Below are 17,155 nucleotides of genomic sequence, written 5' to 3' on the forward strand. Positions count from 1 at the left end.
CATGAACGCCTCCCAACGCGGTTTCACCCTGATCGAAGTCGTGGTGACGCTGGCCCTGATCGGCCTGTTGGCGAGCATGGCCGCGCCCCTGACCGAGACCCTGGTGCGGCGTGGCAAGGAGCAGGAATTGCGCAATGCGCTGTATCAGATCCGCGACGCTATCGACGCCTACAAACGCGCCTTTGATGCCGGTTACATCGAGAAGTCGCTGAACAGCAGCGGCTACCCGCCGAACCTGAAGGTGCTGGTCGAAGGCGTGCGCGATGTGCGCAGTGCCAAAGGCGCCAAGTTCTACTTTTTACGCCGCATCCCGCGCGATCCGCTGGTGCCGGCCAAACGCGATGACGAAGGGGGTTGGGGCGTGCGCGCCTACAACAGTTCGGCTCAGAACCCGCGCGATGGCGAGGACGTGTTCGACGTCTACTCCACGGCGCGCGGGAAAGGCCTCAACGGCATCGCCTACCGCGAGTGGTGAACCTCATGCGCCGGGAAAAAGGTTTTACCTTGCTGGAGCTGATGGTGGTGATGGCGATCATCGCCACGCTGATGACCATCGCGCTGCCGCGCTACTTCAACAGCCTTGAAGCGTCGAAGGAAACCACGCTGCGCCAAAGCCTGTCGGCGATGCGTGAGGCGCTGGATCACTTCTACGGCGACACCGGTCGCTACCCCGATTCCATCGAACAACTGATCGAACAACGTTACTTGCGCAGCGCACCACTGGACCCGATCACCGAACGCAAAGACCAGTGGGTGCTGATCGCGCCACCGGACGGCGTCGCCGGTGGCGTGGCCGACATCAAAAGCGGTGCTACCGGGAGGGCGCGTGATGGCAGCCAGTATGCCGAGTGGTAACCGCGCGCAGCAGGGTGGCTTCACCTACTTGGGCGTGCTGTTCCTGATCGTCGTGATGGGCATGGGCCTGGCCAGTGCCGGCGAGTTGTGGTCGACCGCGTCGCGCCGTGACCGGGAGCGCCAGTTGCTCTGGGTCGGTACCCAATACGCCCAGGCGTTGCGCAGCTACTACCGCAGTTCGCCGGGGTTGGCGCAGTACCCGAAAGAATTGGTCGACCTGCTCGACGATCAACGTTTTCCCGAGGCGAAGCATCACCTGCGCCAGCTCTATCCGGACCCGATCGGCCAAGGTGAATGGGCGCTGCAACGCGGTTTCGACGGACGCATCACCGGCCTCAACAGCCCGTCGACCGAGCTGCCATTGAAGCAGGCGGAATTCCCGACGCAGTGGTCGGATTTCGAAGGCATGCAGCGTTATTCGGACTGGCAGTTTGTTGCCGAAAAAGCCTTCCTTGAGGGCACCAATGGCCCGGCCAAAGGCCAGTCGAACTTGCCGCAGGCGTTGCAGCCATGAGCCGCCAGTGGATGTGCGCGCTGATCCTCACCGCTGTGGCGTGCTGCGCCCACGCCGCTGAAGAAGACGAAATGATGGGCTTCATCGTCGACGACACGATTTCGCACATCGGCCACGACTTTTACTACTCGTTCAGTGAACGCCTGCGCGACACCAGCCCGATGGATTTCAACCTGGTGGTGCGCGAGCGCCCCGACGCGCGCTGGGGCAGCCTGGTGACCGTGGAATATCAGCAACGCCTGGTGTATCGACGCTTCCTGCCGCCGAACACCGTGGAACTGAAGGACGAGGCCTACGCGGCCGCCGACTGGGTTCGACGCCAGGTAGTCCAGCGCAAGCTGGAGGCTCTGTTGCAGGACACCACCGACCTTGAGAAGGACGAACTATGAACAGCACAACGTTCTCACGGCGCAGCGGATTGTGGATCTCGGGGTTGTTGATCGGGCTCGCCAGCGCCGCGGCTGTCCAGGCCACTGAACTGGTCTACACACCGGTCAACCCGTCGTTCGGCGGCAACCCGTTGAACGGCACCTGGTTGCTCAATAACGCCCAGGCGCAAAACGATTACGACGACCCGGACCTCAAGAGCCGTTCGACCGTGGCCGGCACGTCGGCGCTGGAGCGCTTCACCAGTCAATTGCAATCGCGGCTGCTAGGGCAGTTGCTGGACAACATCTCCACTGGCAACACGGGGAGCCTGTCCACTGACTCTTTTATCGTCAACGTCATCGACGACTCCGGGGCACTGAGCATTGAAGTGACCGATCGAGCGACCGGTGAGGTTTCGGAAATTCAGGTGAACGGCCTCAACCCATGACGGGCTGACGGTTCCGGGGAGTGACGGACATGAAAAAGATCATCGCGCTAGGGCTGCTGTTGGCGACATTACAAGGGTGCAGTCTGCGTGAGCCGATGTCGGCCGAGCAGGACACCGAAACCCCGACTCTGACCCCCAGGGCCTCGACTTATTACGACTTGCTGAAGATGCCGCGCCCCAAGGGGCGGTTGATGGCGGTGGTGTACGGCTTCCGTGACCAGACCGGGCAGTACAAGCCAACGCCGGCGAGTTCGTTTTCCACCAGCGTGACCCAGGGCGCGGCGTCGATGTTGATGGACGCGATGCAGGCCAGTGGCTGGTTTGTCGTGCTGGAACGGGAAGGGCTGCAGAACCTGCTGACCGAGCGCAAGATCATTCGTGCGTCGCAGAAGAAGCCGAATACGCCGGTAAATATTCAGGGTGAACTGCCACCGTTGCAGGCGGCGAACATGATGCTTGAGGGCGGGATCATTGCGTATGACACCAATGTGCGTAGCGGTGGGGAAGGGGCGCGGTATCTGGGGATTGATATTTCCCGGGAGTATCGGGTGGATCAGGTGACCGTCAACTTGCGTGCGGTGGATGTGCGCAGTGGGCAGGTGTTGTCGAATGTGATGACCAGTAAGACGATTTATTCGGTGGCGCGCAGTGCCGGGATTTTCAAGTTTATCGAGTTCAAGAAGTTGCTCGAAGCCGAGGTGGGTTATACGACGAATGAGCCGGCGCAGTTGTGTGTGTTGTCGGCGATTGAGGCGGCGGTGGGGCATATGGTGGCGCAGGGGATTGAGCGGCGGTTGTGGCAGGTGGCGGGGGACAGTTCTTCGCCTTCTCAGGATGATGTTTTGAATCGGTATTTGAGTCAGAACAGGGTTGATCCTGAAACCGAGTGAACGTGGCGGCCTTTGGGCCGACCAGGTTCTTGCAGATGTACCCAGTTCCCACTGTGGGAGCGAGCCTGCTCGCGATGGCTTTTTGTCAGGCGGCGGGGTTCTTTTTGACTGAGTACATATCCGTTTCTGCGGTAACGGCTGCTTAGGGTTCCGCCCTTACGGCGGGTCACTTTTTCCAGACGCCGAAAAAGTAACCAAAAAGGCTTGCTCCTACGTGCGGCCCGCTCGCTAAAGCTCGGGGTTCCTTCGCTCCAGGATCGATCCGGGCGCAGCGCCTACGGTTTGCTTCGCTGCACCTCCTCTCGCTGTGTTTGGCTGCGCCAAACGGTCGCTGCGCTCCCACGCCCGGATCAATCCCTCCACTCAGCCTTCCGACGTCGCCCGTGGATCAAGATCAAGAGCAGGCGAGCTGACACTCGGCCTAATGGTGGGCGTGGTTACTGTGGGAGCTGCGGTGCGACGATTAGACTTGCCAGCGATGGCGGCCTGACAGCCGGCCAATTTCTGGGGGTTGTACGCATCCCTGTAGGAGCTGCCGCAGGCTGCGATCTTTTGATCTTGCTGTTGAAAAATCAAAAGATCGCAGCCGTCGGCAGCTCCTGCCTTTGCGTATTTCAATTCTGGATGTTTAACGGTGTTTCGAGTTTGCGGAACCTTCCCACAATGTTTTCAGGTTGTCCGTCGGACGTGCGGTCTCTAGCCTGTGTTCGTCGCTGCCAAATCAGCGACCGGGCATGGAAACCCGAAGATACGAGAGAGCGATTAGGCCTTTCATAACGTATGCTTGCGCACTTTCATTGTGTGCACTCTGTTATGGCGGTTGTGCGCGGGAGACATTCGTGTCTGCCGGGTTGCTCTCTCCCGGATTTCCAGCCTGCGTACAGCTGCCACCCATTTTTCCTGGAAGTCGAATGGGCCAGTTGCAACCATCAATGAGAGATAAACACCATGAAAAAACCAACACCCAATCCGCCAGAATCAGAAATCACCACCGAAACCACATCCCCCTACGCCTCAGTCGACAGCAGAAAACTCCACGAAGCCGCCGACCGCGCCCTCGATTTCTACCTCAACCCCACCGCCCACATCATGTCCAGCGCCAACGAGCCGGAACCCATGTACCTCGCCAACCCCAGGTACAACACCGAATCCCTGCTCGCCAACGCCAGCGAAACCCTCGGTTCGGCCAGTGAAATGCTCAACAACTTCGCTGCTTTGCTGCCACCCTCACACCGCAAGACCGCGCTCGGTATCGCACAAGTCGTGATGCTGGGCGAACTGGCGGTGAATCAGGCCCTTGATCACGTCGAGTTACCGAATGAATAGTTCGTCGCAGTCGTTCAGCTTCGCCGAGGCAGAACATCATCGCCTTACTCTGGAGGCGTTGGCGGATGTGAAGGCGGGTCGAGTCATTCAGCATCAATCGGTACTGGCATGGGTCGACTATCTGATTTACCTGTCATCGCTACCTGAGTTTTCCCGATAGACCAAGAGCGATAAGAAACGAAAAAACGCGGCCCTGAAAAGGTCGCGTTTTTTGTGGGTGACAGAGTAATAGGAATGCAGGCATTTCTTCGATTGGCTTTATGGATATTCCTGACGGGTATGCAAAACGCTCAAAATCTCGATTTGATCCGCCACTTCATAGATCACTAAATAGTTCGGATGCACAACGATCTCCCGAGTGCCGGAAGATCGACCCTTACGATAGAGATCAGGATGTACGGGAAGGGCTGATGTGGCTTGTTTGATGGATGCAGATAGTCGAGTTGCCGCTTGAATATTCCGCTCGCCAATGTACCTGAGAATTTTCGCAAGTTCGGCCCGAGCTTCGGGCCGCCACTTAATCCGCATCCACCTTTTTTTGCATTGATGCGATCAAAGCATCCATTTCCGCCATCACTTCATCATGCGAAATACTCGGGCGTGGATCATCTTTTGATGCCTGCACTTTGGCACGAAACCAGCGGTCATAGCTGTTAGCTTGCTCTTCGCTTTCAAACTCTGAACCGATGGGGAAGATTTTGCCGTCCATAGAGCCTCCGGGATCAATGCCTGGCAGTCTATTTGGAATAGGGTTTGTTGTCGTCGCTGTCTGGATGAGTTGCACGTCGGTCAAGCTCCATTGAGATCAATATGTCCCGACAAATCCTAGACCGCGCACTTCCGACGGCCAACCGCCATGAGCGGTAGGAAATCCCGCCGGCTTTCCTGAAAACATTCTTTTTTCTGTAGGACTCAAACGATTTTAAACGCTACGCCAAACATATAAAAAAACCGCGACCCACTTCACCAGAGAATCGCGGTTCATCAACACCCAACCCTTACTGCTGCAAAACACTCGCCTGGTTAGCCGACCCGAACTGTTGAATATTCGCCGTCTGCGTCATCCCGCTCTGGTCCACATTGGCAATGTTCCCCGTCCCGCCCTGGGTCACGTACGCCACGTTCATGGTGTCAGCCTGTTTGACCGTGATCATGTTGTCGCTGCCATACAGCTGCGCGGTGTACGCCTGGTTACCAGTCCCGGATTGATCGAATTCGGTGCTGTTGCCAGTGCCGTTCGACGAGCCCTGGATCAGGTTGGTGGTGCCGCGCTGATCGGAGATCAGGATGTTGTCGCTGCCGTTCTGATCGAAGTACAGCTCGTTGTAGGAATCAGCCTGTTTGACCGTGGTTTTGTTACCAGTGCCGGTCTGGCTGGTGGTCATGATCTGGCCGACCCCATCCTGGGTGAAGTTTGCGATGTTGCCAGTGCCGGCCTGAGTGACGTTGGCGCGCTGGTTGCTGCCGAATTGGCCACCGGTTTGCGGGCCTTTCCAGTTGCTGGCGTAGACCTTGTTGTCGTTGCCCACGGAGGTGGCGTTGAGGACGTGGCTGTCGCCGTTCTGGTAGGTGAAGTGCACGTTGCCGTTGCCGACCTGGTACAGCGCCAGTGTCGAGTTGACCGACTCGAACTGGTCGGCATAGATCGCGTTGGTGTTGCCAACCTGAGTGACGGCGGCGGTGTTGTTTTCGCCGAAGCTTTGGTCGACCACGGTTTCGTTGCTGTCGCCGTATTGGTTGACGGTGGCCTGGCTGGCGAGTTGTGCGTCTTGCCAGATCTCGGTGCCGTTGAGGTTACCGAACTGGTTGATGGTGATGTTGCCGCCGGTGCCGTCGCGCTGGTCGCCGTAGGCGTAGTTGCCTTCGCCAGCCTGGTTGATGCCGATCTGGCCGCCGTTGTGCAGCACTTGTTCGGCGGTGCCGTAGTTGGCAGTGCCATATTGAGTAATGACTGAACTGTTGCCGCTGCCTTCATAAAGTTGCTCGATGTTGGCTTCGTTGCTGTCACCGAACTGGAAGGTTTTGCCTTCGCTGCCGTTCTGCGAGTCCTGGTAGACGAACGAGAAGTTGCCGGTGCCTTGCTGTTGTTGCAGCGCATTGTTGGGTGAGCCAAAACCGAGGGACTGGCTGGCGTGGGCGGTGTTGAAGGCGCCGACCTGTTGTTGGGTGATGGTGGCGTTGTCTTCGTAAAGTTGTTCGACGTAGCCGGCGTTGTAGTCGCCGACGGCGTCCTGGGTGATCACGCTGCTGGCGTGGTCTTGCACGGCGGCGGCGTCGTTGCCTTGGCCCAGTTGGGTCTGGGTGGCGGTGCTGAACGGGGCCTGGGTCTGTTTCACGTCGGCGATGTTGGCGGTACCGGCCTGGCTTTGGTTGGACAGGCTGTCGTCGGCCATGGCCTGGGCACTGATCATGACCAGGAGGGCGGCGGTGAGGGGCGTCAGTTTGAACATGATGATCTCTCCGATGATTTGCAGTGCTTAGCGGTATTGCTTGACCGAAACGCTCATGCCGTTGCCCGACTGGGTCACGGCGCTTTGCAGCCCCGCGCCAGCCTGCTCAATGCTGGCGTCGTTGTTGTTGCCGTTTTGCGAAATCTGCGCGCGGTTGTGGCTGCCGTTTTGGGTAATGGAAGCGGCGTTGCCGGAACCGTTCTGGTTGATCAGCGCCATCAGGTCGCTGCCCTGTTGCAGGATGTACGCTTCCTGATTGCTGCCCGACTGCACGATCTGCCCGAGCAGCGACTGACCGTTCTGTTGCAGCAGGGCGACGTTGGCCTGGCCGAGCTGATCGATCAGGGCTTGCTGACCCACGGGTGGGGGCAGTTCGCCGAGGTCGCTGCTGGTCGGGGCCAGGTCGTCGTTTTCCATCAGGTCGTCGGCGCGCACGCCTGCACTGCTGCACAACACAAGCAGGCAAAGCAGGGCGGCGGTCGGCGTGTTCATGGCTTACATCCTGTCAGGCGTTAACCGGTTCGAAGTCAGCCCCAGCCACCCGGAAGTGGCTGGGGATCAGGCCTACAGCGTGGTCACCGAGACCGTGCGCACGGTGCCCTGGGACGAGCGGATCGTCGCGGTCGGGTTGGCCGATGGCACGACCAGCGTGTTGTTCAGCGTCAGCCGCCAGCGTCCGGTCAACGGCACCGTGGTGGTGCCAAGGGTGACCAGCCCGGACGGGGTGGTGACCTGCACGGTGATGGTGTTGCCGGTGGTCACTGACGAGGTGCCGGTGAAGTCCCAGTTGAACCGTCCGCCGGAGCGTGCCTGCACCGTGGAAGCGGTGACGGTGAACGTTTCCGCTGCTGGCCGTGGCGACACTTGCACGGTGACCGTAGCCTGGGTCGACAGGGCGCCGAAGCTGTCCCGGGCGATGTAGGTGAAGGTCGTGGTGAATGCGGTGGTCACGGTGGCCGGTGGGGTGTAGGTGATCACCGTACCGTTGCTGCTGACCGTGCCGCGTCCAGCGGCGGGTTGGGTCAGGCTGGCGACGGCCAGCGGCACGTTGCCTTCCGGATCGGTGTCGTTGGCCAGCACGTTGATCGGGATCGCTACGCCCAGGGTGGCGACGCTGTCGGCGACGGCGGTCGGTGCCTGGTTCGGTGCGACGGTGATCGTCACCGTCGCCGGGTTGGCCGAGGCCAGACCTTTGGCGTCCTGCGCCTTGTAGGTGAAGGTCGTGGTCAGTGGCACGTTGACCACCGCTGGCGGGGTGTAGACGACCGATGTGGTGCCGTTGAGGGCGACGGTGCCTTGACCGGCAGCTGGTTGAGTCAACGCGGTGATGCCCAGCGGATTGTCACCATCAGGATCGCTGTCGTTGGTCAACACGCTGAGGGTGATTGGCACGCCGAAGCTTGTGCTGCCGCTGTCGGCGTTAGTGATCGGCGCCTGGTTTTCACCAGTGTCTGGCGCGGTGCCGACCACGACGACCGCTTCGGTGTCACCACCGCCAGCGGCGGATTTCACCGTCACGGTGGCCGGTGGCTGAGTCAGGTCGGCGACGGTGATGCGTTGCAGGGTGCCGGACTTCGACAGACGTCCATAACCTTGGGCGACCATGTCCGGGATCGCCACTTCATCGCTCGAAGTGGCCTCGATCAGCAGGCTGTGGTTGGCCCAGTTGTAGCGCGCCGTCTGCACTTTCACCACGTCGGTGAGCTTGGCCGATACCGCCGTCGGCCGGGTAGTGCCGGTCGGGTTGGTGGCGGTCACTACCACCACCGGTGGGACTGCACCGGTACCCAGGCGATGACCGAAGAACAGACCGTTGTTGTCACCCAACAGACTGGTCTGGCACGGCGTTGGTGGTGGGCCGGGGAGCAGCGCCACGGTTTCGCGCATGCACAGGGTCGAGCTGCTGTCAGCCTTGGCGAACACCTCGGCACGCACTCCGGCCGATGTGCGGCGATAGGTGGCGCGGTCGATTTCAACCTGGGTCTGCTGACGGCTGTCGAGCACTTTGCCGGACAGGCTGAACACGTTCGACTGGATCGTCCCGGCCGGCCCGGTGATGCGCAGGAAGTTGGTGTTGAAAGGGCTGCCGGTTACTGCTTCGGTGAGGTTCGGGTCGCCGACGAAGGTTTCCGTGGCGCCGGTGTCCGGGTTCACTTCGGTGTAGGGGCCGTTGACGCTGCGCAGGAACGGCCCGATTGCGCCACCGACGGCACCGGTGAAATTGCCCGGTGCGCCGATGCCGATGTCGCGGGTGATATTGATCGCGCGCCGACCGGGCGCGGTGACGTTGACCGTTTCCACGCCGTAGGGGTGAGTGATCGTATAGGTGCCGGCAAGGGGCACGTTCACCCGGATGCGAATCCGCGCAAAGCTTTGCTGATCGCCATCGGCCGGATTTTCCGAGGCGAACGCCGCTTCGATCCCGGCGACATAGGCGTCCACGCCATAACCGGCAGCGTTGTCGGTGATCGTGGTTTCGGCCAGAAACCAGAAGGCCTCCGGCGGCCAGTTGTCCGGGAAGATCATCGGCTGGGCGTCGTCGTAGATACCCGGCTCGGCCAGGAGAATGCACATGTAGGCCGGCGGCGTGGTCGCCGCAACGCGTGAACTGGCAGCACGCGACTGGCACAGTTCCATCGATAGCTGATTTTCGTCCTGATACCACATCGGGAATTTCCCGGTGGCGAAGGTGTAGGGGCCGGGGTCGACGGCGGCGAGTTGCGCGTACGCACTGCCGGTCAGCGAGAGAGCGAGCCCGAGCGCGTTGAGCGCGAAGCGTGGCCACTTGTTCATGATGCCTCCTGATGCGGATCTGGGCATGTGAGCGTTCATTGCACGATGACCACTTCTTCGGTATCGCTGCCGCCGTTGGACGACGTCACGCGGACCTTGGCCGGAGGGATCGGTGAGATCCCGGTGGCCAGGGTTTTCACTGCGCCGTCGCCGCCCAGCGCACCGATGGCGGCGCCGCTGCCGGAGGTGGCGGTGAGTACCGGCGGCGAGGTTTCGTCACTGGTCGAGGCCACTACGGTCAGTTGTCCGGAGCTGAGGCTGTATTGCGCGCTCTGGATCACCACCAGGTCGGTCAGGGTCATGGGCAGGGTGGTCGGCGTGCTGCTGGCGATGGCCAGGTGGTTGTCGGCGGTCACCTGCAAGGTGGTTGGCAAGGTGGGGTTGACCGAGGACTGCGCGTACCAGCTGCCGGTGCTGTTGGCTTCGGTCATGTTCAGCACCGGGGTGCTGCTGGTGACGGCCGCCGTGCCCGGAGCAGGCGGGGCAAGGACGAACACGTCTTGCTGCGCCACCGGTGCGCTGTCGCCGGCCTTGCGTGAGTAGGTGCTGCGCTGCGGGATCATCGGTGTTGGCCGCACGACGGTCGACAACTTGCCGGAGACGGCGAAAGTGGTGGTGCGCAAGTCCAGCCCGTTCGGGCCTTCGATGCGTACGAAGTTGGTGTTGAACGGGCTGCCGGTGACCGCCTCGCTGAGGTTGGGGTCGCCGACGAACTGTTCGGCGGCCCCGGTCAGCGGGTTGGTTTCGGTGTACGGACCATTGACGCTGCGCAGGAACGGCCCGATGTCACCCTTGAGTGCGCCGTCATAGGTTTGCGGCGTGCCGATGCCGATGTCGCGGGTCATGTTGATTGCGCGCCGCCCGGGGGTGTCGATGTTGAACACCTCGACGCCATACGGGTGAGTGATGACATAGGTGCCGGCGGTGGGCACATCGACGCGAATACGGATCCGCGCGAAGCTGACCTGATCGCCTTCCACCGGTTCTTCAGCGGCGAATGCGGCTTCGATGGCGCTGACGTAGCCCAGATCAATTCCCCTTGCGGCGTCAACGAGGGCCGTTTCGCCGGTGAACCAGAACGCTTCGTCGGGAAAGTTTGTCGGGAAGACAATCGGTTGCGCGTCATCGAACACACCGGGGGTCGGCAGCAGCGAGCACATGTACGACGGGGCGCCAGGGGCGCTGGGTACTCGGGAGCTGAGCGCTTTGGACAGGCACAGATCCAGGGTGCGACCGTGTGAGTCCTGATACCAACTGGCGAAGCCGCCGTTGGCCGGCGTGTACGGGCCCGGATCAACAGCAAACAAAGCGGCCTGAGCGATGCCCTGGGCCAAGGCGCTCACGACCAGGACGGTCGCGGTTTTGGACAGTAAAGGGTGCATGAGTTAATCCCTCTATCAAAGTACCTGCCCCTTGGGGATGGGTCAGTTGCACAGGGCCTGTACACCTTCCATGCCAAGGTGCGGTGAATGGGCGGGAGAGGGCCGGGGTAGAGGGCTTTTGCGGTTGGAAAGCCCTGGATGGGATAGCTGGGGAAAGGGCGTCATTCCCCAGAATCGGGGACGGTGGGGATGCCCTTCATGGCCCGCCGTACACAAAACCCCTGTAGGAGCTGCCCAAGGCTGCGATCTTTTGATCTTGATTCAAAAACAGGATCAAAAGATCGCAGCCTCGTTTCACTCGACAGCTCCTACAGGGATCGGGGGTGAGTTTGGGAGGTGCAACCGGGTCGATATCCCCGCATCCGGGCAAACCCCCACCCGTGGGCTATAACCCTATAGGGACGTATCGGGAAGTCGCCGCCATGAACATGCAGTCGAAATCGCTACCGGTCGAGGAGGGCCATCTACGGTTGGGCTCGCACAAGCAACCGTTCAACCTGCTGCGCTGGTTTTCGCTGATCAGCATGGCGGTGATCGGCACCGTGGCCATCGCACTTGGCGCGGTTTCAACGCGTTTCGTGATCGATGAGAGCGTGCAGCGCGATGCCTTGCTCACCGCGCAGTTCATCCAGGCCATCGCGTCCGCCGAAGTGCGCCACGTGTCGATTCCCAACATCCGTACGATGGGCGAATTGCTCGATCCGCGTCAGGACAAGGACTTTCCCGATGTCGACCCACAGGCCCGGGCCGGGGCGCGGGGTGAATTTCTCGATCACATCGAGCACCTGCCGGACGTAATCCTCGCCAACATTTACGCGCCGGATCGCCAAGTGATCTGGTCGACCAATCCCGCGCTTATCGGCACCAGCATTCATGCCGATGAAGACCTCGATCGCTCCTTCAACGAAAAGATTCCGGTCTCCGCCAGCTACCACGACGTCGACAAGGCCCGGGAGGAACAGAAGTTCGTCATCCCGCCGGATTACATCTTTATCGAAAACTACATTCCGCTGTTCGACGCCGAGGGCAAGAACGTCACGGCGATGGTCGAGATCTACAAGGAACCCAAAGACCTGATTGCGCGCATGGAGCGCGGTTTGACCCTGATCTGGCTGGCCACTGCACTCGGCGGCGGGCTGATTTACCTGGGCCTGTACTGGATCGTGCGGCGCGCGGCGATTCTGCTCGCCGCCCAGCAAAAACAACTGATCGCCAATGAAACCTTTGTCGCGCTGGGCGAGATGTCCTCAGCGGTGGCGCACAGTTTGCGCAATCCGTTGGCGACCATCCGCTCCAGCGCCGAACTGGCGCTGGAGTTCGATGCCGGCCCGGCCGAAAAGAACATCAAGGACATCATCGGCCAGGTCGATCGCATGTCGAAATGGGTGCGCGAACTGTTGCAATCGCTGCGTCCACTCAACGATGACCCGGAACCGGTGAATCTGGTGGCTGCGCTGCACGAAAGCCTCGTCGCCTTCGAACAGCAGATCGCCAGGGCCGGGGTGACAGTGATGTTTCATCCGCAGCACACGCCGATGGTGCTCAGTCAGCCGGTGCAGTTGGCGCAGATCCTCAACAGCCTGTTGGCCAATGCTCTGGAGGCGATGGACAAGGGGGGCACGTTGACCGTCAGCCTGGAACCGAGCGGCGACGGCGGCGTGTGTGTGGTGCTCAGCGACACCGGCAAAGGCATGAACGAAGAACAACGGACCATGGCGTTCCGGCCGTTTTTCACCACCAAATCGGGTGGCTTGGGCGTCGGCCTGGTGCTGGTCAAACGCATCATGGAACGTTTCGGCGGCGGCGTAACCCTCGACAGCCGCGAAGGCGAGGGCACCACCGTTCGCCTGGCCTTTCAACTGGTCCCCTGATTCACACCTTCCCCCTGTAGGAGCTGCCGAAGGCTGCGATCTTTTGATCTTGATCTTAAAAACCAAGATCAAAAGATCGCAGCCTTCGGCAGCTCCTGCACAGGTTTATAAACGCTGCAAAAACTTATGAACTTCCCCCACCAATGGGTGTCAAGCCCCGGTCACCGGGGAGTGGGGAAACCCACAGGCCTTCCAAGTCCCTGTAACAACTGGAAATAAATTCTTGGCGCACTAGTTGCAAAACACCATCACCCCTTCCTTGATGAGGCGGCTGGTGATGGACAGAGCAACGCGTGACCCAAGCAATACCTTCCGGTTGACGCCACTGAGCGTCTTTCTGATGTTGACCCTCGGCACCATGGCCGGCGTTCATGCCAGTCCGATCGATGACGAGCGCCAGCCAGAAACCTCCGACCCGTCGGCGTACTACGACGAGCCGGCGGATGAACCGACCGCACTCAACGCCATCCTGAGCATGCCCGAGGCCAACGAAGATTCCTTCGACCTGCCCGACGGGGTCAAAGGCACACGGGACTCGACCCGCACGGAAAACGTTCTGCCGCCCACCGTGCAGACCAGTTTCAACTACCCCACCAATGGCAAACCCAGCCCGCTTTATGGCGCACAGCCGTTCAGCCAGCAGTTACTGCTGTTCGAGGAATTCGGCCCGGAAAAACTCGACCCGACCACACCGGCAGCGCCATTGCCCTTTCCGCCCGCCGCGATTGGCCCGGCACCTGCGCAGGACCCGAACAACATCGCCCGCAGCGCGCCACCCGGCACAGCGCTGGATGCGTTCTTGCGCCAACCGGGGCTGACGCCGTTTCCCAGTCAGTTTTCCAACGTGGTCGACCGCAACCCGTGGCAGGCGCAGATTGAAGTGTTCCTCAACCGTCACATCGGCTCCTCCGCGGAAGGACGGCCACCTGGAAAAGGCTGGTCGCATCAGCGCTGGAACGAGTTCTACCCGCAAGTCGCCTACAAAACCGTGCAGACCGGTGCGCGCCTCAACGGCGGCCTGCGTGACAGCCGACAAATGCACGGCTACGCCATGGGCGAATTCGGCCCCGGCGGTCTGTACCACAACGTCGCCGGCGTACCGGCGACCGATGGCACCGCCAAAGGCGTCGACCCGCGCTTCCACCCGAACATGCCCGTGCAAAACCACAACGCGGTGTGGACCTTCGACGGCACGCTGCCGCCAAAACTGTTAATGGTGCGCTACGGCCAACCGGTGATGATGCGGCACTACAACGGCTTACCGATCGACCCGTCGGCCAACCGTGGTTTCGGTCTGCACACCATCAGCACCCACGAGCACAACGGTCACGCGCCGGCAGAAAGCGACGGTTATGCCAACGCGTTCTTCTTCCCCGGCCAGTACTACGATTATCGCTGGCCGATCCAGCTCGCCGGTTACGACAGCATCAACACCAAAGCCGAAGACCCACGCGCTGCGTTCCCCTGCGCGCCGGGTGAAACCCTGTGGGTCAATGACATGGCTCCGGCGAAGAAGACCTGTGATAACGGCACCATCAAGATCCGGGGCGACTGGCGCGAAACCATGAGCACCCACTGGTTCCACGACCACATGCTCGATTTCACCGCGCAGAACGTCTACAAGGGCAACGCGGCGATGATGAACTATTACAGCGCGCTGGATCGCGGCAACGAGTCGGTCAACGACGGCGTCAACCTGCGCTTCCCCAGCGGCAGCGCCTTGCCGTGGGGTAACCGCGACTATGACGTCAACCTGGTGTTTGCCGACAAGGCCTGGGATCAACAAGGCCAATTGTGGTTCAACCCGTTCAATACCGACGGCTTCATCGGCGATCAGGTGCTGGTCAACTGGCAGTGGAAACCGGCCCTCGACGTGCGCGCACGCAGCTATCGCTTTCGCATCCTCAACGGCTCGGTGTCGCGCTACTTCAAACTGGCGCTGGTGCGGGAGATCAAAGGCAGTGGCGGTGAATTCCAAGGGCCGAAAAACTCCGGTGTGACGTACAGCCGCGTGCCGTTCCACATGATCGCCAACGACGGCAACATCATGGAACACAGCGTGCCGTTCGACGGCAGCATGGACCTCGACGCCGATGGCGATAAACAGAACCACAACGCGATCCTGCCGACCCAGGGCATCGCTGAGCGTTTCGACATCATCGTCAACTTCGCAAAAAACGGCATCAAGCCCGGCGACAAACTGTTTTTCCTCAACCTGCAGGCGCAGGACGACGGCAAAGGCCCGAAAGAAGTGATCCCGCTGGCGGACGTGCTCTCGGAGAAATACCTGCCGGTCATCAAGCAGACCAGCAACGGTCCGCAGTGGGACAGAGGGGACCCGGCGGTGGGCAAGGTCTTGCAGCTCAACGTCAAGGCCTACACCGGTCAGGATCTGGCGATGAACCCGGCGGCTTACGAACCGGCCAAACCGGGCAAGGCTGAAGGGCTGGTGATGATCCCGCTGAAGATCCATCGCGACAATGCTGCCGACAAGGCACTGCTGGCCAAGGCCCGTCACCGCACCTTCACCTTTGGCCGTACCGACGGCACCGATGAGGCGCCGTGGACGGTCAAGACCGATGGCGGTTTCGGCTACCACATGGACCCACGGCGCCTGAACGCCTCGACTCAATTGTCCAGCGGCCCGACCGATGCCGGTGTCACCGGGTTCGGTACGCTGGAGGTATGGAACATCAAGGCCGGCGGCAAGGGCTGGAGCCATCCGGTGCACGTGCACTTCGAAGAGGGGATCATCCTCAGTCGCGGCGGCAAGGCACCGCCGGAATGGGAAAAATGGGCGCGCAAGGACGTCTATCGCATCGGTTCGGAAATCGATGGGCTGGACAGCGTCGAGATGGCGATCAACTTCCGCGAATTCGCCGGGACGTACATGGAGCATTGTCACAACACCCAGCACGAAGACAACTCGATGCTGCTGCGTTGGGACCTTGAGAAACCCGGGCAACTGCAGTTGATGCCGACGCCTCTGCCAAGCTGGGACGGCGTGCGCTACGTCAACTCCGCCGCGCTGCCTACCTTCCGCAACGGTGACGGCATGGGCCCACAAGTGGTGGTCAAGCCATGAACCACCGCCACGGTGACAGCCAACCGCTGCATACCCCGCGCTCCCGGGCGCTGGGTATGCACCTGGTGCTGGTGCTGGTGGCCTGCGTGCTCGGCAGCCGTGTGCTGCTGGCACACCAGGCGGGCGTCGACGCAGCGGCAGCTGCCAGCGAATCTGCCACCCCGTGGGGTAGCGACTATTTCCCCAACACCCTGCTGACCGATCAGGACGGTCGGCAGGTGCATTTTTTCGATGATCTGATCAAAGACAAAGTGGTGGTGATCAATTTCATCTTCACCTCGTGCAGCGACTCTTGCCCACTGGAAACCGCGCGCCTGCGCCAGGTGCAGAAACTGCTCGGTGATCGGGTCGGCCAGGACATTTTCTTCTACTCGATCAGCATCGACCCACTCAGCGACACCCCCGAAGTGCTCAAGGCCTATGCGCAGCGCTTCAAGGTCGGCCCGGGCTGGAGGTTTCTCACTGGCGAATTCGCCGACGTCACTGACTTGCGCAAAAAACTCGGGCTGTTCATCGAAGGCGTCGACAACGGTCGCAACAAGGATCACAACCTTAGCCTGATCGTCGGCAACCAGACCACCGGGCGCTGGATGAAAGCCTCGCCGTTCGAAAATCCGTGGATCCTCGCCGATCAACTGGCCAACACCTTGCAGAACTGGAAACAGCCGAGCATCGAAGAGAGTTACGCCAACGCCCCGGACATTCGCCCGCCGAGCAATGGCGAAGAACTGTTCCGCACGCGCTGCGCCTCGTGCCACAGCCTCGGCCCCCTGGACGGCCAGGGCCTTGGCATGCGCAGCATCGGCCCGGACCTGATCGGCGTGACCCGCAACCGCGATCCGCAGTGGCTGAATCGCTGGATCCGCGAACCGGATCGCCTGCTCGCGGAAAAAGACCCGATTGCCCTGCAACTCTACGAACAATTCGAGCGAATTCCGATGCCCAACCTGCGCCTCGACGAGCCATCCGCGCAAGCGATCATCGACTTCCTCAGCGACGAAACCGAGCGCCAGCAACCGTCCGCCAATGCCGTCGCCGGCGGTGCATTGACGCCAGTAAAACCGGGCGATCCAGCCGCGACGGTGAGTCAGATGCGGTAGCGGCGAAATAGCATCATTGAACCGTGTGTCGCGGTCAGAGCCACCTACACTGATGGCAGTAACTGGCTCGAT

The 17,155-nt window shown here is 60.9% G+C and carries 16 protein-coding genes and 1 pseudogene; 11 read left to right on the forward strand and 6 right to left on the reverse strand.

The features are described 5' to 3' along the window. Position 1 precedes the first annotated feature (1 nt). From QZR14_RS12265 to QZR14_RS12300, 8 genes and pseudogenes are all read left to right on the forward strand, one after another. Positions 2-475 carry a type II secretion system protein gene (locus QZR14_RS12265; protein WP_311996688.1) on the forward strand — a complete coding sequence of 158 codons (474 nt, stop codon included), beginning with the start codon at positions 2-4 and terminating at the stop codon, positions 473-475. 5 nt (positions 476-480) lie between these two features. Beyond that, positions 481-855: a type II secretion system protein gene (locus QZR14_RS12270; RefSeq protein ID WP_064588154.1), complete on the forward strand. Its 375-nt coding sequence runs from the start codon at positions 481-483 to the stop codon at positions 853-855. Beyond that, entirely contained in the window at positions 830-1,369 is a 540-nt protein-coding gene (locus QZR14_RS12275; RefSeq protein ID WP_311996689.1) for a type II secretion system protein, read from the forward strand. Before QZR14_RS12270 ends, QZR14_RS12275 begins: the two co-directional genes overlap by 26 nt. Then, complete coding sequence (gene csgE, locus QZR14_RS12280) at positions 1,366-1,758, forward strand: curli production assembly/transport protein CsgE (protein ID WP_123448755.1); 393 nt, start codon at positions 1,366-1,368, stop codon at positions 1,756-1,758. The genes QZR14_RS12275 and csgE overlap by 4 nt, the downstream gene beginning before the upstream one ends. Next, positions 1,755-2,186: a curli assembly protein CsgF gene (locus tag QZR14_RS12285; RefSeq protein ID WP_311996690.1), complete on the forward strand. Its 432-nt coding sequence runs from the start codon at positions 1,755-1,757 to the stop codon at positions 2,184-2,186. Before csgE ends, QZR14_RS12285 begins: the two co-directional genes overlap by 4 nt. A 29-nt stretch (positions 2,187-2,215) precedes the next feature. Continuing rightward, entirely contained in the window at positions 2,216-3,076 is an 861-nt protein-coding gene (locus QZR14_RS12290) for a CsgG/HfaB family protein (RefSeq protein WP_311996691.1), read from the forward strand. Positions 3,077-4,024: 948 nt separating this feature from the next. Continuing rightward, entirely contained in the window at positions 4,025-4,402 is a 378-nt protein-coding gene (locus QZR14_RS12295; protein ID WP_305442488.1) for a DUF6124 family protein, read from the forward strand. A gap of 25 nt (positions 4,403-4,427) precedes the next feature. Continuing rightward, positions 4,428-4,562 (forward strand): annotated as a pseudogene (locus QZR14_RS12300) (CopG family transcriptional regulator); the annotation flags it as partial. A 98-nt stretch (positions 4,563-4,660) separates the two neighbouring features. Here the strand turns inward: QZR14_RS12300 and QZR14_RS12305 are convergent. The 6 genes from QZR14_RS12305 to QZR14_RS12330 form a co-directional block, all read right to left on the reverse strand. Further along, positions 4,661-4,930: a type II toxin-antitoxin system RelE/ParE family toxin gene (locus tag QZR14_RS12305; protein WP_305442492.1), complete on the reverse strand. Its 270-nt coding sequence runs from the start codon at positions 4,928-4,930 to the stop codon at positions 4,661-4,663. Next, positions 4,920-5,111, reverse strand: a complete 192-nt coding sequence (gene relB, locus QZR14_RS12310) for a type II toxin-antitoxin system RelB family antitoxin (protein WP_305443914.1) — start codon at positions 5,109-5,111, stop codon at positions 4,920-4,922. The genes QZR14_RS12305 and relB overlap by 11 nt, the downstream gene beginning before the upstream one ends. 289 nt (positions 5,112-5,400) lie before the next feature. Then, a complete protein-coding gene (locus QZR14_RS12315; protein ID WP_311996692.1) occupies positions 5,401-6,852 on the reverse strand; it encodes a curlin in 1,452 nt (483 codons plus the stop codon). A 27-nt stretch (positions 6,853-6,879) separates the two neighbouring features. Next, positions 6,880-7,344 carry a curlin gene (locus QZR14_RS12320; RefSeq protein WP_128616044.1) on the reverse strand — a complete coding sequence of 155 codons (465 nt, stop codon included), beginning with the start codon at positions 7,342-7,344 and terminating at the stop codon, positions 6,880-6,882. A gap of 72 nt (positions 7,345-7,416) precedes the next feature. Then, a complete protein-coding gene (locus QZR14_RS12325) occupies positions 7,417-9,645 on the reverse strand; it encodes an Ig-like domain-containing protein (RefSeq protein ID WP_311996693.1) in 2,229 nt (742 codons plus the stop codon). A 35-nt stretch (positions 9,646-9,680) separates the two neighbouring features. Next, positions 9,681-11,027 (reverse strand): hypothetical protein, encoded by a 1,347-nt coding sequence (locus QZR14_RS12330; RefSeq protein WP_250606866.1) that lies wholly within the window; start codon positions 11,025-11,027, stop codon positions 9,681-9,683. 422 nt (positions 11,028-11,449) lie between these two features. Between QZR14_RS12330 and QZR14_RS12335 the strand changes: the two genes are divergently transcribed. The 3 genes from QZR14_RS12335 (at position 11,450) to QZR14_RS12345 (ending at position 17,083) form a co-directional block, all read left to right on the forward strand. Continuing rightward, on the forward strand, positions 11,450-12,898 hold the full coding sequence (locus QZR14_RS12335; RefSeq protein ID WP_250606865.1) for an ATP-binding protein: 1,449 nt from the start codon (positions 11,450-11,452) through the stop codon (positions 12,896-12,898). 277 nt (positions 12,899-13,175) lie between these two features. Continuing rightward, positions 13,176-15,983, forward strand: a complete 2,808-nt coding sequence (locus tag QZR14_RS12340) for a multicopper oxidase domain-containing protein (RefSeq protein WP_250606864.1) — start codon at positions 13,176-13,178, stop codon at positions 15,981-15,983. After that, entirely contained in the window at positions 15,980-17,083 is a 1,104-nt protein-coding gene (locus QZR14_RS12345) for an SCO family protein (RefSeq protein WP_311996694.1), read from the forward strand. The genes QZR14_RS12340 and QZR14_RS12345 overlap by 4 nt, the downstream gene beginning before the upstream one ends. Positions 17,084-17,155: the final 72 nt, after the last annotated feature.

It is taken from the genome of Pseudomonas sp. rhizo66 (assembly GCF_031931925.1).
GTDB lineage: Bacteria > Pseudomonadota > Gammaproteobacteria > Pseudomonadales > Pseudomonadaceae > Aquipseudomonas.